Below are 15183 nucleotides of genomic sequence, written 5' to 3' on the forward strand. Positions count from 1 at the left end.
CACCCCCCTTCCCCGCGGCGCGTAACGCGAGGGGGGGGTTTGAGTGCGCTGGAGGCACTCAAACCCGCCCTTCGGTGTTCCGCGGGAGGGATCAGCCGAGGACGATCGACGTGCCCGTTGCCGAGATCGCCTTGTTCACCAGGTAGAAGTAGGTCGTCGAGGAGTCGCCGCCCGAGGTGAGCCCCTGCGCCTGGTTGCCACTGATGAACGACCCACCGGAGTCACCGCCCTCGGCGTGCGCGCTGGTCTGCGTCATCCCGCGCACGGAGCCCTGCGGGTACCGCACCGTCTGGTTCTTGGCCTGGATCGTGCCGCAGGTCCAGCCGGTGGTCGAGCCCGCCTTGCACACCGAGGCGCCGACCGCGGCCTCGGTGGTCCCGGACACCCGCGTGCCGTTGTTGATCTGCCCCACCGGCGTCCAGTTGCTGTTGACGGTCGCCGAAGCGTAGTCCTCGCCGGGGAACACGTACTTCCCGAACCGGCCCATCGCGACGTGGTTGTATCCGCTCAGCGCGCCGCCGCCGGTCAGCGCGGCACAGTGCCCGGCGGTGAGGAATCCGCCGCGGACCGAGAAACCCACCGAGCATCGCGAAGAACTGCCGATGTAGTACGCGTCGCCACCGCGGACGTCGTAGAACGGCATCGGTTTCGCGGCGACCTCGGCGATCGTGACCGCTGAGCGGTCGACGCCGGATTTCGCCACATACGACTCGGCGACCTCACGTTGCCCGCGGAGCACCGAGAGCGTTACCCGGTTGGCGGCCGTGTCGACGCCCCATCCGGTCACGGCATCCGGTGCGGACCGTTCGTTCGTGTTCAAAATGTCCACAGTGGAATCCAGTTGCCGTGCACTGAACCGGACCAGCTCGGCCTCCGCGCCGCCCGCGCGTACCCGGTCGAGCAACGCCGGATCGGTCACGCCGATGTGCGCTTTGCCGGTCGCTGCGTGATAGCTGACGCCGCCCAGCCGATCTCCGAGCGCGCCGACGATCGACCGCGCGACCCGGCCGGCGGCCTCCTCGCTGCCGAGCCGGGCGAGCGCCTGGCCTTCGCTCAGCCCCAGATCGCGTTGGAGGGCGGGAACCATACCGGGGTTCAGCGGAGTGAGTTCCGCGGCGGCCGGAGTGGCCGCCAGTACGCCGGTCGCCAGTACCGCGACGGCCACACCACCGAAGGACTTCGTGATCTTCATACTTCTCCCTCGCCGACTGGCACGCGGCCGGAGTGGCCACGTGGGCCGAACGCGAGCCTTCGCGTAGCGGACGGCACGCACAATCCGGGCTCCGCGCAGATAGGTATACGCATTCCCCCGCGGACCAACCCATTGCTCCACCTGCCGCCGTCCCACTGCTCTTCACCCGGACGGCCAAGTCCTTAAGTAGGGTTTCTTACCAACACGACGCGTAGCGCCCGCCTGCCTCCAAGCGTGTCCGTCCGTGCTGCATTCGGGGAAATCGCCGACATTTCGTACGCATCGTGATTTTCCACCCGCTCGCGGTCTGCCAACCGGTGCCGAGGACGCGCAGACGTGTGAGCGCACCAACCCGCACGGCCGACGACGTCCGGTTTACGGCTACGTGAAGCACTGCTTACGCTCCCCGCACACCGGACGCAGCCGCTTGCCGAGGAGGCCGTCATGTGGCCGGCCATCCCCCGTTCGACCTCGATCTCCGTCCGTACCGGTCCGCCCGCGTTCGTCGGCAGGGAGCCCGAGCTGGACGCCGTCGTCGAGGTCCTTCGCCATCGCCCCGCCGCCGTCCTGATCGAGGGCGAACCCGGGATGGGCCGTACCCGGTTGCTGGCCGAGCTGGCGCGCCACCGGGAGTTCGCGGGCGGAAGGGTGCTCGCCGGGGCCTGCCAGCGCTTCCGCGAACCCTTCCCGTACGGCCCCGTGCTGGAAGCGCTGCGCTCCGCGGCCGACCATGCGGTCGGCCCGCTCAGCCCGGTCGCCGGAGTGCTGCGGCCGCTCCTGCCGGAGCTGGCGGAAATCCTTCCCCCGCAACCGGATTCACTTCCTTCCCCCGGCGCGGAGCGGCACCGCGTGTTCCGCGCGATTCGCGAGTTGCTGGGCGCCTGCGGTCCTGCGCTCCTGCTCGTCGACGACCTGCACTGGGCCGATGAGGACACCTGTGACCTGCTGCGGTTCCTGGCCACCGCCATGCCCGCCGAGCTCGCCCTCGTCGTCGCCTACCGGTCGCCGCTACGGGCACCGATCCGTGTCGCGCCCACCGTCCACACGGCACGCGTGTCCCTCGGCCCGCTCGACGCCCGCGCGGTTCGCCAGCTGGCCGCCGAGCTGCTCGAAAACCCCGGTGTCACCGAGGAATTCGCGACACGGCTGCGCGAATGCACCACCGGAATTCCGTTCGTCGTCGAGGAAACGCTGCGCGCGCTGCACGACACCGAGGACAGGCCGCCGACCGGCGAACTCGTGCTGGACAGCCTCGAAGTGCCCGCCGCGCTACGCGAGACGATCACCGAACGGCTGGCCGCGTTGCCCGGCGCGGCGGCTCGGCTGGTGCGCGCCGCCGCGGTGCTCGGCATCGAGGCCGAGGCCCCGTTGCTGGGCGAACTGGCCGGACTCACCGGAGAAACGCTCCGCCCGGCACTGCTCGCCGCACTGACCGGCGACCTCCTTGCCGATCTCGGCGAGGGACGTTACGGATTCCGGCACCCGCTGGCACGCAAGGCCGTCCGGGACACTGTGGACAGTCCGGAAAGGACGATCCTGCACACGGAGTCGGTACGGCTGCTCGCGACCCGGCCCGCACCGCCGCTCAGGCTGCTCGCACAGCACGCGCGGGCGGCAGGCGACGTCGGCCGGTGGCGAAGATACGCCGAGGCGGCCGCCGGCGAGGCGATCGCACACGGCGAGCCGGTGGCGGCGGTCGAGCTGCTGCGTGACGTGCTGGCCGACCCGGGCGAAAGCGCTTCCGGGCTCGCGCGGACCGCCACGAAACTGAGTGAGGTCACCCGGCGGGGCTTCCATCCCGGTGCCATCACCACCTTGGACCGGGTCCTCCGAAGACCGCTCGACACCGACGTCCGTGGCGTCGTCCGGCTGAGCCTCGGCGCGCTGCTCGCCCGAACCACCGGCGGTCTGTGCCGTGGCCGCGCCGAGCTGGAACGCGCGGTCGCCGAACTCGGTGACAGGCCGGACCTCGCCGCCCACGCCGCGCTTCTGCTCGCCCGGCCGCACGACGGGCTGACCCCGCTGTCCTGGCACGAAGAATGGCGACGGCGGGCGGAGGAACTCGCCGCCGGAACGAGCAACCCCGAACTGCTCCGCGAACTCACCGCCGCACGGATCGCCACGGCGGCCTGCCTCGGGGACCCCGCCGCGTGGCCGGAGTTCCAGCGGCTCCCGGCGACCGACGCGGATCATCTCCGAGGTGACCTCACCGACGCCATGATCTGGGCCGGACACCTCCAGCGCGCGGAACGGCTGCCCGCCGGGCAGAGCGCGGAAACGCACAGCATCCGGCTCCGGCTGGACTGGCTGCTCGGCCGCTGGTCCGGACTCACCGAAAAGGCCGGGAAACTCCTGAGTGGCAACACCGAACTCGCCCCTGTCGTGGCCGAAACCGCGCTCGTGCTCGGCAACCTGGCCGCCGTGCGCGGCGAATTCGTCACCGCGCGACAGCATCTCGCGGCGACCAAGGTGCACGAGCCCAGCCAGGGCCGGATCCCGCTCGTGCTGGCCGCGGCCGCCACACTGGTCGCCGTCCTGCTCGCCACGGACGACGTCGACGCCGCGTGCCGCACCGCCGACGACGCGATGGACTCGGCCCGCCACAAGGGAATCTGGGTCTGGGCCGCGGCGTTGGTGCCCACGGCCGCGGAGGCCTACACCCGGGCCGGCCGGTGGCCGGACGCGGACACCGTGGTCGAGGAGTTCGCCCGCGGTGTCGGCACCCTGGACGCGCCGATCGCGACCGCCGCACTGGCTGCGGGTCGCGCGACCCTGCTCAGCGCTCGCGGCAAGTATCCCGCTGCCGCGGTGTTGTTCGACGAGGCCGCGGCGGCGTACGAGCGGCTGCCGATGCCCTACCTCGCCACCGGGGCCCGCGAACGCGCCGCGCTGAACCGGCTGAAGGCGGGCCACCGCGACACCGTCGCCGATCTGGCCGCCACCGCGACGACGTACGAATGTCTCGGCGCGACCCGTGACGCCGGGCGTTGCCGGCACGTCCTCCGCGAACACGGCGCGTGGGCGCCGTCGCAACGCGGACGGCGTGGCTACGGCCGCGAGCTGTCACCACGCGAGCGCGAAGTCGCCGGAATGCTGGCGGAAGGCCGGACGAACCGGGAAATCGCGGACGGTTTGTTCCTTTCGCCACGCACCGTGGAACAGCATGTCGCGAAGGTGCTCCGCAAGCTCGGCGCCCGGTCACGCACCGACGTGGCCCGCCGGCTGACGGCCACTGGCGGCGCCGCGGCGGACGCCCTACCGTGACGCGGTGAACTCAGCAGCCGCAGCGGAGCCGGAGGAGATCCCGGCCTGGCGACGCGCCACGACCGGCGAATCCCGCTGGCCCGCGATGATCGTCGTGGTCGCGACACTCGCCTTGCAGCTGGCGTTGCCTGGCGAAATGGTGCTGCGGCCGTGGTGGCTGCTGCCCGCGGTGTCCGCGCTGCTGGTGGTCGCACTGCTGCTGATCAACCCGCGCCGGGTGGACGACTTCAGCCGCCTCGAACGCGGCCTCTCCCTGGCCATGGTCGCGCTGGTGTCCGTCGCCAACGGCGCTTCGGCCGTCCGGCTGGTGATCGGGATCGGCACCGGGACCGTTGGCGGTCATCCGGCGCAGGTGCTGATCACCGGTGGCATCGTGTACTGGACCAATATCGTGGTGTTCTCCTTGTGGTACTGGGAATTCGACCGCGGCGGGCCGGGCCGGCGCGCGCTCGGCACCGCGCAGCACGCCGACCTGCTGTTCCCGCAGATGGACCTGCCGAGCCGCGCGGCCAGGAGCTGGGAGCCGCGCTATCTCGACTACCTCTACATGTCGTTCACGAACGCCGCCGCCTTCAGCCCCACCGACGTCATGCCGCTGCGGATCTGGGCGAAGATGACGATGATGCTGCAGGCGGCGATCTCGCTCATGCTGGCGCTGATGGTGGTCGCCTGGGCTGTAGGCGGCCTCAAGTAGCCGCCGCCACGGCCATGCTCACCACCTGGTTGCGGCCGGTGTTCTTCGCTTGGTACAGCGCGGAATCCGCGACATGCAGCAGCCGCTCGACGGCGTGCCCCGCCGCCGGGTACATGGCCACCCCGATCGACGCCGACAGCCCGCGGATCTCCTGCGACGGCTCCGTGCCCGGCACGTCGACCACGAGTTCCTGTACCGCGTGGCGAATCCGTTCCGCCACGGTGAGCACATCCGGTTCCGGCGCCCCCGGCAGCAGCACGACGAACTCCTCGCCGCCGAACCGGCCGACCGAGTCGTAGTCGCGGACCTGCTCGGAGATCGTGGTCGCGACCGCCTTCAGCACCATGTCCCCGGCGAGATGACCGTAGGTGTCGTTGACCCGCTTGAAGTGGTCGAGGTCGAGCATCAGCACGCCGAACGTGCCCTTCGCGCCCGCCGCCTCGGCGAACTCCCGCTGCGTCAGCTCGTGCCACGCCCGCGCGTTGAGCACCCCGGTCTTGGTGTCGGTGCTCGCCGCGACCTCCAGCTGCCGCACCAGGACGCTGCGATGCAGCACCAGCACGGGCAGCAGCACGAACGGCACCAGGAACGGCTCGTACAGCAGCCCCAGCGCCGTCATCCCGCCGAGCACCAGCGTGGCGAACTCCAGCAGGTTGTCCTCGACACCCCCGAACAACGACCGCGGCGAGCGGCCATCGGTGTGCAGATACACCGAGATCGCGATGATCCCGGCGTTGGTCACGGTGTACACCAGCGCCGCACCGACGACGAGCACCGATCCGCCCAGCCCGGTCTCGAGCCGGTCGCCGACGAGCTCTCCCGCCGCCAGCGCCGAGAGCACCACCGCGGCCGCGCAGTAGACCACCCGGTACGTCGGCCGGTTCGGCATGTCGCGCCACAACCGCAACCACAGGTGCCCGTAGACGAGCACCGCCAGCAGCGCGGCGAGCCCCGCGGGCAGCACCAGCGCGCCGCCGAACGTCCACACCGAGGTCATGTTGATGTGCGGGGCGTCGGCGATCGTGCGCCGGATGCGCTCGACGTTCCTCGACAGCTCCGCCTGCACCACCGCCAGCGCCAGCAGTGCCGCGAAGTAACCGAAATCCGAGATCCGATAGTCCGAACGGGTCAGTGCCCACGCCGTCAGCGCGAGCGCTATCCCTTCCACCCCAAGAAAAGTCATCCAGACCGCTCGTGGTCCGGACCGGTTTGACCAGCGCGTGGAACGAGCTACCATCCCTGCGCTGGGTACTCCGGCTGGTTCTGAATCCCCCAGATTCATATGACCGGCCCCCTTCCGCTCACGACTCAGGGTATCCCCGGTCGCACGGTGAGTGGCCCGGCGGCAAGAGCGAACACTCGAATGGAGCAGTGGAGGGGAGACACCATGTACAGCCGGGAGGACTGAGCCAGCGACCATCAGCCCGCCCGTTCGGGCGGGAACCAGACGTCGGGCCGCGCCGTGGTGACGCGTTGCCACGCGACCGCGAGCGGCACGGCCAGCAGGACACCGGCCGCGCCCGCCAGCCCCAGGGTGAGAGCGGGCGCGGTCAGCTGGGCGACCAGCCCGGCCAGCATGATCCCGACCCCCTGCACCGTCACCAGGCTCGTCGACATCAGGCCCATGACCTGCGCACGTACCCGGTCCGGCACCGTACGGGCGGTCAGCGCGACGGCCTGCATGTGGTACGGCGCCGAACAGGCCCCGCTCAGCGCGACGAGCGCGAGACTCACCGGCAGCGGCGGACGCAGCACGAGGAACACCAGCGGCACCAGCGAAGCGACGGCCAGCAACCCGATCGACGACGTCTTGCGTGGCGCGGGCACCCAGCGCGTGAAGACCCACGCGCCCACCACCGAACCGACCGGATCACTCGCCAGCAACAGCCCGACCGCGAACGAACCCACCCCGAGCTCGGCGGTGAACGGCGCCGCCACCCCCTCCGGCGCGACCGCGAGCCCCGCCAGCATCTTGAGCGCGAAAAGCACGCGAATTCCCTGATCGCGCATGAGAATCCGGGCCCCGTCCGGGCTGAAAGCACGGCGCAGCCGGGTTTTCGCCGATGATTCGGCGGTGTCCGCCGCGGGCCGGTGCCGGACCCCGGACCACACCAGCGCCGCGGAAGCCACGAAGGTGACGGCGTCGGCGAACAGGCCCCAGTACGGGTTGATGATCCCCACGACCAGCCCACCACCGGCGAATCCGGCCAGCTGCGCGGTCTGGATCGTGATGTTCCGGACGGCCAGCCCGGCGACGTACCGCTCGCCCTCCAGCACGTCCGGCAGCAGCGCGAGCTGTGCGGCGCGGAACGGGCCGCCCGCGATGGTCAGCACGACCAGCAGTGCGCACAGCACCGGCAGCGGAGTGCCCGGGATCGCCATCACCGCGGCGATCACCGCACGCAGGAGGTCGCAGGCGATCATCACCGCGCGGCGCGGGAACCGGTCGGCGAGCCCCGCCAGCAACGTGCCGCCGAGCAGTGTCGGCAGATACGTCAGGCCGTAGGTGAGCCCGGTGAGCCCCGCCGACGACGTCCTTTCCCAGACCAGCAGCGACAGCGCGACCCTGGCCAGCTGGTCCCCTGCCTGCGAAAACGCCTCGGCCGCCCACAGCGCGCGGAACTCCCCCACCGCGAGCGCCTGGCGAAACTCGATCCCCGTCCCCCGTTGCCCCATGTCGCTCCACGGTAGCCATCCGGCTCCGTTCTGTCAGCGGCCGGACGGACCCGTTCGGTGAACGCGGGGCTGCCCGAAAAGCCCGTGGAGGACCCTTCCCGGCGGGGGGCTCGGAAGGGATCCTCCACGGAACCGCGCTCATCCGCCGCCCGGACGGATGAGCAGGTCCTTACCGCGCGACCTGGGCGTGTGCCGTGTCGACGAACCGGGTCGTGTAGGTCTGCGACAGGTCGATCCGGTCCTTGTGCGGCTTCACGTTGCTGGACGATTCGCCGAGCACCTTGAGCACGTTCTTCGCGCCGTCGGGGTCCATCCGGCCGTCCTTGGTGAACATGCCGATGCTGTCCTTGAGCGACTTCACGTAGAGCGGTTTGTCCCCGCCCGCGAACGACTTCGGCATGATGTCGGCGATCTGTTCCGGGGTGTGCGAGGAAATCCACGAAAGCGTTTCGACGAACGCGTTGGCCAATTTCTGCACGATATCCGGATAGCGCTTCACGATCTCGCAACTCATGTACAGCGAACTCGCCGGATACAGGCCACCGAGCGCCGCGCGAGTGCCTTCCTCGTTGCGCATGTCGTAGAGCACCTTGGCCTGCCCGGTGTTCGTCAGCTGCGCGATGGTCGGGTCGGTCGTCATCCCGGCGTCGATGGATCCCTGTTGCAGTGCCGAAATGAACGTCTGCCCGGCCCCGACCTTCACCGGCGTGTACTGCTTGGAGCTCACTCCGCCACGCGCTGCCAGCGCCTTGGTCAGGAAGTCCGTCGACGAACCGAGCGACGTGACGCCGAGGTTCCGGCCCTTGAAGTCCGCACCGCTCCGGATCTGCCCCGCCTTGTTGGTGGCGACCATTTCCGCCTCACCCGGCACATTCGCGAACTGCACCACGCTCGTGATGCACTGTTCCTTCGCCTGCAGATCGATGGTGTGGTCGTAGAACCCGATCACCGCCTGCACCTCGCCCGCCAGCAACGACGTCTCGGCGTTCGCCCCGGACGGCTGATCGAACAGCTCGACGTCGAGCCCCTGCTTCTGGTACGCGCCGATCTGCTGGGCCAGCTGCCCCGGCAGGTAGATCACCTTCGACAGGCCGCCGACCATGAGCTTGACGTGCGGCTTGCCCGAGTTCCCGAGATCGATGACCCGCGAGTCACGGCAGGCGGTGAGCCCTGCCATCGCGACGGCGGCCGCGACCACGATTCCGACTGTCCTTTTGAGACGCATGTCAGATGTCCCCGCGGCCGTGGTCCGTCGACATCGCCGGGCGCCAGCGCAGCAGGCGGCCTTCGAGGGTGCTGATGCCCCATTCGGCCAGCAACGCGACCACGGTGATGATCAGCATGCCCGCGTAGACACCCGCGGTGTCGAACGTTCCCTGCGCGTTGGCGATCAGGAATCCCATCCCCGCCTTGGCACCGGTGTACTCACCGACGACCGCGCCGATCAGCGCGAAACCGAACGCGACGTGCAGCGAGGACAGGATCCACGACGTCGCGCTGGGCAGCACGATCGACTTGAGCACCTGGCCACGGGTGGCGCCGAGGATGCGCGCGTTGTCGATCAGGTTGCGGTCGACCTCGCGGGCACCGGTGAAGGCGTTGAAGAACACCGCGAAGAACACGAGCACGAACACCGTCGCGACCTTTGAGGACAGTCCGAGACCGAACCAGATCACGAACAACGCGGCGAGCACGATCCGTGGCAAAGCGTTGGCGGCCTTGATGAACGGCGCGAGCACCTCGGCGAGATAGGCGCTCCGGCCGAGGATCACGCCGACCACGACGCCCGCGATGGCGCCGAGCACGAAGCCGATCACCGCCTCTTCGACGGTCACCAGGATCTGGTACCAGATGGACCCGAAATCGGTGCCCTTGCCGATCCACTCGACCAGCCGGTGCCAGATCAGCGACGGCTTCGAGTAGAAGAACGGGTCGATCCAGTACGTCGCGGCCAGTTCCCACGCGCCGAGCAGCACCACGACGATCGCCGCGCGCAGCGCCCAGATGTTGCGCTTGCGCCGGATACCGGCCTTTTTGGCCCGTGCGAGGATGTCCTGCTCGGTTTCCAGGACCGGCAAGGGGGCGGACGTGGCCGCCGGGGTCTCAAGCGACACGGTTCGCTCCCTTCTCGCGGGCCTTGTCGACCTCGCCGCGAAGCGACTCCCAGATATTCGAGTACAGCACACGGAACTCCTCCGTGATCCGTAGTTCCTCGACCTTGCGCGGCCGTTCCAGCGGAATGTCGAAGGTGTCCTTCACGGTGGCGGGACTCGCGGTCATCACGACCACCTTGTCCGCCAACGCGATTGCTTCGTCGAGGTCGTGCGTCACGAAGATCACCGCGGCGCCGCTCCCGGACCAGAGGCGCAGCAGCTCGTCCTGCATGAGCGCCCTGGTCTGCACGTCGAGCGCGGAGAACGGCTCGTCCATCAGCAGGATCTTGGGCTGGGTGACCAGTGTCTGCGCCAGCGCGACCCGCTTGCGCATCCCGCCGGAAAGCTGGTGCGGGTAGTACTTCTCGAACCCGGCGAGCCCGACCCTGGCGATCCAGTCCGTCGCCAGCGCGCGAGCGTCCGCTTTGGACACTCCACGGAACCGCGGCCCGGACGCGACGTTGTCCAGCACCGACCGCCACGGCATCACCGCGTCGGTCTGGAACATGTAGCCGACACCGTCCGGAATGGACCTGACGTCCTGGCCGTTGACGCGCACCCGTCCCGCCGACGGCGGCTGGAGGCCGGAGACGAGCGACAACGTGGTCGACTTGCCACAGCCGGTCGGGCCGACGACGGCTACGAACTCGCCCGGCTGGACGGTCATGGTGAGGTCACGGACGGCGGTGTGGACCGAACCGGATCCGCTCGGGAACCTTTTGGTGGCTCCGGTGAGTTCGATGAGTGGTGGGGACGTCATCGGGGGTGACTCCTTCGTCACGGTGGTGCTGGCGGCGACCGGCTGTTGCTGGGGTCACAGTGCTGCCGGTCACGGGGACGTTAAGTCGACTCGTCGGCGAGGTGAAGCTTGTCGACGTTCTGCGTGCGCTTCGCGCGTTCTCCGCGTTTTGCTCATTTTGCTCATGGCGCTGACCTGGGCGTATCGTCCCAGCCATGCCAACGCGGGCCAGATTTCCGAGGATGCGGTTCAGCCGCCAGATCCTGCTGCTGCAGATCGGCGTCGTCGTGTTGGTCGTCGGCCTCGGCGTCGCACTGGTGGGCGTGATGCTGCGGGGCACGCTCACCGAGCAGTACGGCCAGCGCGCGCTCGCCATCGCCCGCTCGTTCGCCACCGACCCCCAGGTCGTCGCGGCCGCCGCAGCGCGGAAGCCCAACGACAACCTCGAACAATGGGTCCGGAGCTACACCGATCCCGCGGTCAAGGACAACCCGTTGTTCGTGGTGGTCACCGACGACAAGGGCATCCGGATCGCGCATCCGACACCGAGTGAAGTAGGCAAACGGGTCCTCACTTCGCCGGACGAAGCCTTGGCGGGCAACAACGTCATCAGCGCGGTACAGGCCGGAACACTCGGGCTTTCGGTGCGAAGCAAAACGCCTATCCGGCAAGGAGATCGCGTCGTCGGCGAGGTCAGTGTCGGCTTCGAGATCGCCGACCTGACCGGCGACTTCGACAAGCTGCTCCTGAGCATCCTGGGCTTCGCCGGTGGCGCGCTGCTGCTCGGTGCCGGGGCGTCCGCGCTGCTCAACCGGCGGCTGCGGCGACTGACCCACGGCCTGGAACCGCACGAACTCACCGAACTGCTCTACGAGCGCGAGGCCGTGCTGCACGGGATCGGCGAGGGCATGGTCGCCGTCGACGCGGACAACAAGGTCACCGTGCGCAACGACGAGGCCGAACGCCTGCTGGGCACCGAACTCCCGGTCGGCGCGCGACTGTCCGAACTGGAGCTTTCCCCGCGCGTGCACAAGGCCGTCCACGAAGGACGCCCGGTGGACAATCTCCTCGCCGTGGCGGGCAATCGCGTGCTGGTGATCAACTCGCGGGCGGTGCGCCGCGACGACCGCGACATCGGCACCGTGCTGACCTTCCGCGACCGCACCGACCTCGACACCCTGACCCGCGAACTCGACGGCATCCGCGCGCTGTCCGACGGCCTGCGCGCGCAACGTCACGAGTACGCCAACCGGCTGCACACGCTGTCCGGTCTGTTGCAGCTCGGGCACCACGCCGAGGCCGTCGACTACCTCCAGACGCTGACCGAGACGACGTCGGCGCGGCCGAGCGACGTGAGCGACACCGTCGCCGATCCGTACCTGCAAGCGCTGCTGCTGGCGAAAACCGAGCAGGCGCAGGAAAAGGGCATGACACTCACGCTGTCCGACGACTCGTGGGTGCCGGGCACGGTGACCGATCCGATCGCCGCGAACACCGTCATCGGCAACCTCGTCGACAACGCATTGCACGCCGCGCGAATGGGCCCGCGACGTCCGGCCACTGTCGAGGTCGGCCTGCTGGCCGAGGGAACCACGCTGCACGTGTCCGTTGTGGACAGTGGCGCCGGAGTACCCGGCGAGTTGCGCGACACGGTGTTCGACGAGGGCGTCAGCACCAAAATCGCGCCGGGGCACGGCCTGGGCCTGGCGCTGACCCGGCAGGCGGCGCGCGCCCGCGGCGGGGACGTCTGGCTGGCCGGCGCCGGGGACGCCGAGGGCGGCGCGCTGTTCGTCGCGAAACTGCCGAACATCCTGCGGGAGGGACACGCATGATCCGCACGCTCATCGTCGACGACGATTTCCGGGTCGCCGGGGTGCACGCGGGTTTCGTCGAGGAGGTGGCGGGGTTCGCCGTGGTCGGCACCGCGCACACCGCGGCGGAGGCCCGCGCCCGCGTGCGCGAGCTGTCCCCCGACCTCGTCCTGCTCGACGTCTACCTGCCGGACGAATCGGGCCTGTCCGTGCTGCCGGAGCTTCAGGCCGACACGATCGTGCTGTCCGCGGCGACGGACGCGGCCTCGATCCGCACGGCGATCCGGGCCGGCGCGCTGAACTACCTGATCAAGCCGTTCACCACGCGCCAGCTCGCGGACAGGCTGACCAGCTACGCGCGCTACCGCGGCCTGCTCGCCGAGGACCGCGCGCTCGGCCAGGACGACGTCGACCGCGCGTTCCGCGTCCTGCACGAACAGGACCGGACGGCAGCGCCGAAAGGCCAGTCGACGGCGACGTCACGACTGGTGTCCGAGCTGCTGCGGAAGGCGGACGGCCCGCTGTCCGCCGCGGAGGTGGCCGGAGAGCTGGGCATGGCGCGAGCGACCGCGCAGCGCTACCTCACCGCGCTGGCGGAATCCGGTGCGGTCCGGATGCGGCTGCGGTACGGCGCGACCGGCCGCCCGGAACACGAGTATCACTGGACGGAGTGAGCTACCGAGGGACGCCTTCGGTGCGCTCGACGCACCGAGGGACGCCCTCGTCGCAGCCAACGCACCCAGGGCGTCCCTCGGCACCGGCCCGCACCGGACGTCTCCATGACGCGGGTGGGACAGTGGGCGACACCGGTGCGGCCCGGCCGCTACGGACAGGACCTCGGGGAAACTCAGCGCTGGCCGAACATCATCTTGTCCATGCCGTCCATGAACGGCTTCACGAAATCCTGGACCGGGTTGGCCTTCGGCTTGGGACTGCTCGTCGAGGGCGGCACCTCGGCGCGCGGCTCCTCGGACCGGATCGGCGCGGGACGCGGCTGCAGCTTCGCGACCGGGACCTGCCGGGGCGCCGGTGCCGGGACCGGGACGTAGACGGTGACCGGCGGCGCGTGCTCGACGCGCGGCTCCGGCTGGACGACAGGCGCGGCGGGCGGCGCCGGTGCCGGTGCCGGCGCGGGCTGAGTGGCGACAGCGGGACGCGAGTCGAGCGACGCGGCGTCCTCCGACGAGGACAGCCCGCCGAGCATCCCGCCGCCGAGCCAGCCGATGGCGAGCAGGGTGAAGGCGGCGGCCCCGCCCAGCCACAACCGCGAGCGGCGGCGCCGGATCACCACCGACTTCGGGCGCAGATCCTGATCGCACACCGGCTGGCGCGTGTAGATCGGTGCGGGCTCCGGTTCGTTCTCGGGGCTGCGCCTGCGCTTGGGCAGGCTCGCCGCGAGGATCCCGGTCCGGTCGATCAGTTCCGCGGCGTCGGCGGGCGCGGGGCGGGCCGCACTGCGCTGCGCGGTACGCGACATCGGGGGACCTCCGGGGGAAACACGGCAATGCTCGGCGCGGACGTCAGCATTCTGGTGCCTTTCCACCGAAAACGTCGGAAACGTAACTCCATCGTGTGACGTCGTGGCCGTCCATCATGACCCCGCGTGCCGTTCTTGGCTACCCACCCGACCACGCGGGGACAACTGCCGTTACCTATTTCCCGTATACGACGGGGCGCGTGTCAATGACCACCCATCTGCTTGAGTCCCAACCTCGCCAGCATCGCCGCGGGCCGCTGGTAGGCCGAGCCGAGCACCCGCGGGATCGCGTCCAGCACATAGGCGTCCGGCCCGATGAGAATCCGCGCGGAACGGCGTTCGATCCCTCGGACGATGGTCAGCGCCGCCTTCTCCGGCGACGTCCGCGCGATCTTCTCGAATCCCGCCGCGGCCTGCTCGGGATCCTCGCCGCCGGCATTCCGGGAATCGCGGACGATGTTGGTCTTGATCCCGCCGGGATGCACACAACTGACGCCCACCCGGTGTCCGGCAATGAGCATTTCCTGGCGCAGCGATTCGGTGAATCCGCGCACGGCGAACTTGGCGGCGTTGTACGCGCTCTGCGTCGGCACGCCGATGAAGCCGAAGACGCTGGAGATGTTCACGATGTGCCCGTCGCCGGAGGCGATCAGGTGCGGCAGGAACGCCTTGGTCCCGTTGACCACGCCGCCGAGGTTGATGCCCATCAGCCAGTCGTAGTCCGCCCAGGACATCTCCTCGACGGTCGCGCCGAGCGCCACCCCCGCGTTGTTCACCACGAGGTTGACCTGGCCGAAGTCACCGGCGACCTCCTCGGCGTGCGCGAGCACCGCGGCGCGGTCGGAGACGTCGAGCCGGTAGGACCGCGCGGCGGCGCCCGCCTGCTCCGCGGTGGCCGCCGCCCTGTCGGCGTCCACATCGGAGAGGGCGAGCCTGGCGCCGCGGCGGGACAACTCCAGCGCGAGCGCCCTCCCGATACCCGAACCCGCGCCGGTGATCACCGCGACCTTGCCCGTGAACCGCTTCATCGCCAACTCCCGTGCGTCAAAGGTGTTACTCCGTGGTTACAGATACTAGTGGTATGTCAACTGTGAGCTTCCTGTGGGTTCTCCGCGTTCGCTGTCGGAGCCGGGTCAGAATATGGTGATCTGGTTTCCACAGGGGGTAATCGTCGAGC

The 15183-nt window shown here is 69.7% G+C and carries 12 protein-coding genes; 4 read left to right on the forward strand and 8 right to left on the reverse strand.

Annotated features, from left to right (window positions below):
• Positions 1-91 precede the first annotated feature (91 nt).
• The gene (locus ACFW0G_RS23195; protein WP_378327453.1) at positions 92-1192 is read right to left on the reverse strand and encodes a S1 family peptidase; all 1101 of its coding nucleotides are present in this window, start codon (positions 1190-1192) and stop codon (positions 92-94) included.
• Between the two features lie 444 nt (positions 1193-1636).
• Between ACFW0G_RS23195 and ACFW0G_RS23200 the strand changes: the two genes are divergently transcribed.
• Both ACFW0G_RS23200 and ACFW0G_RS23205 read left to right on the forward strand, forming a co-directional pair.
• Positions 1637-4456, forward strand: coding sequence for an ATP-binding protein (locus tag ACFW0G_RS23200; protein WP_378327454.1), 2820 nt, complete (start codon positions 1637-1639; stop codon positions 4454-4456).
• Positions 4457-4541: 85 nt separating this feature from the next.
• Positions 4542-5150, forward strand: a complete 609-nt coding sequence (locus ACFW0G_RS23205) for a hypothetical protein (protein ID WP_378327484.1) — start codon at positions 4542-4544, stop codon at positions 5148-5150.
• Here the strand turns inward: ACFW0G_RS23205 and ACFW0G_RS23210 are convergent.
• The 5 genes from ACFW0G_RS23210 to ACFW0G_RS23230 all read right to left on the reverse strand — a co-directional run bounded on the left by ACFW0G_RS23210 (position 5143) and on the right by ACFW0G_RS23230 (position 10739).
• On the reverse strand, positions 5143-6333 hold the full coding sequence (locus ACFW0G_RS23210) for a diguanylate cyclase (protein WP_378327455.1): 1191 nt from the start codon (positions 6331-6333) through the stop codon (positions 5143-5145). The two genes, ACFW0G_RS23205 and ACFW0G_RS23210, sit on opposite strands and share 8 nt — an antisense overlap.
• A gap of 236 nt (positions 6334-6569) precedes the next feature.
• On the reverse strand, positions 6570-7826 hold the full coding sequence (locus ACFW0G_RS23215; protein ID WP_378327456.1) for an MFS transporter: 1257 nt from the start codon (positions 7824-7826) through the stop codon (positions 6570-6572).
• Positions 7827-7995: 169 nt separating this feature from the next.
• Positions 7996-9051 (reverse strand): ABC transporter substrate-binding protein, encoded by a 1056-nt coding sequence (locus ACFW0G_RS23220; protein WP_378327457.1) that lies wholly within the window; start codon positions 9049-9051, stop codon positions 7996-7998.
• 1 nt (position 9052) lies between these two features.
• The gene (locus ACFW0G_RS23225; protein WP_378327458.1) at positions 9053-9940 is read right to left on the reverse strand and encodes an ABC transporter permease; all 888 of its coding nucleotides are present in this window, start codon (positions 9938-9940) and stop codon (positions 9053-9055) included.
• Positions 9930-10739, reverse strand: a complete 810-nt coding sequence (locus ACFW0G_RS23230; RefSeq protein WP_378327459.1) for an ABC transporter ATP-binding protein — start codon at positions 10737-10739, stop codon at positions 9930-9932. The genes ACFW0G_RS23225 and ACFW0G_RS23230 overlap by 11 nt, the downstream gene beginning before the upstream one ends.
• Before the next feature lie 221 nt (positions 10740-10960).
• Here ACFW0G_RS23230 and ACFW0G_RS23235 point away from each other — a divergent pair, with 221 nt between their 5' ends.
• Together ACFW0G_RS23235 and ACFW0G_RS23240 are read left to right on the forward strand one after the other, a co-directional pair.
• Positions 10961-12550, forward strand: coding sequence for an ATP-binding protein (locus tag ACFW0G_RS23235; RefSeq protein WP_378327460.1), 1590 nt, complete (start codon positions 10961-10963; stop codon positions 12548-12550).
• The gene (locus ACFW0G_RS23240) at positions 12547-13203 is read left to right on the forward strand and encodes a response regulator (protein ID WP_378327461.1); all 657 of its coding nucleotides are present in this window, start codon (positions 12547-12549) and stop codon (positions 13201-13203) included. The genes ACFW0G_RS23235 and ACFW0G_RS23240 overlap by 4 nt, the downstream gene beginning before the upstream one ends.
• A 173-nt stretch (positions 13204-13376) precedes the next feature.
• Here the strand turns inward: ACFW0G_RS23240 and ACFW0G_RS23245 are convergent, their stop codons facing one another.
• Both ACFW0G_RS23245 and ACFW0G_RS23250 read right to left on the reverse strand, forming a co-directional pair.
• Complete coding sequence (locus ACFW0G_RS23245; protein ID WP_378327462.1) at positions 13377-14006, reverse strand: hypothetical protein; 630 nt, start codon at positions 14004-14006, stop codon at positions 13377-13379.
• 203 nt (positions 14007-14209) lie between these two features.
• On the reverse strand, positions 14210-15034 hold the full coding sequence (locus ACFW0G_RS23250; RefSeq protein WP_378327463.1) for an SDR family NAD(P)-dependent oxidoreductase: 825 nt from the start codon (positions 15032-15034) through the stop codon (positions 14210-14212).
• Positions 15035-15183 lie beyond the last annotated feature (149 nt).

It is taken from the genome of Amycolatopsis sp. NPDC058986, assembly GCF_042741125.1.
In the GTDB taxonomy this organism is placed as follows: Bacteria; Actinomycetota; Actinomycetes; order Mycobacteriales; family Pseudonocardiaceae; genus Amycolatopsis.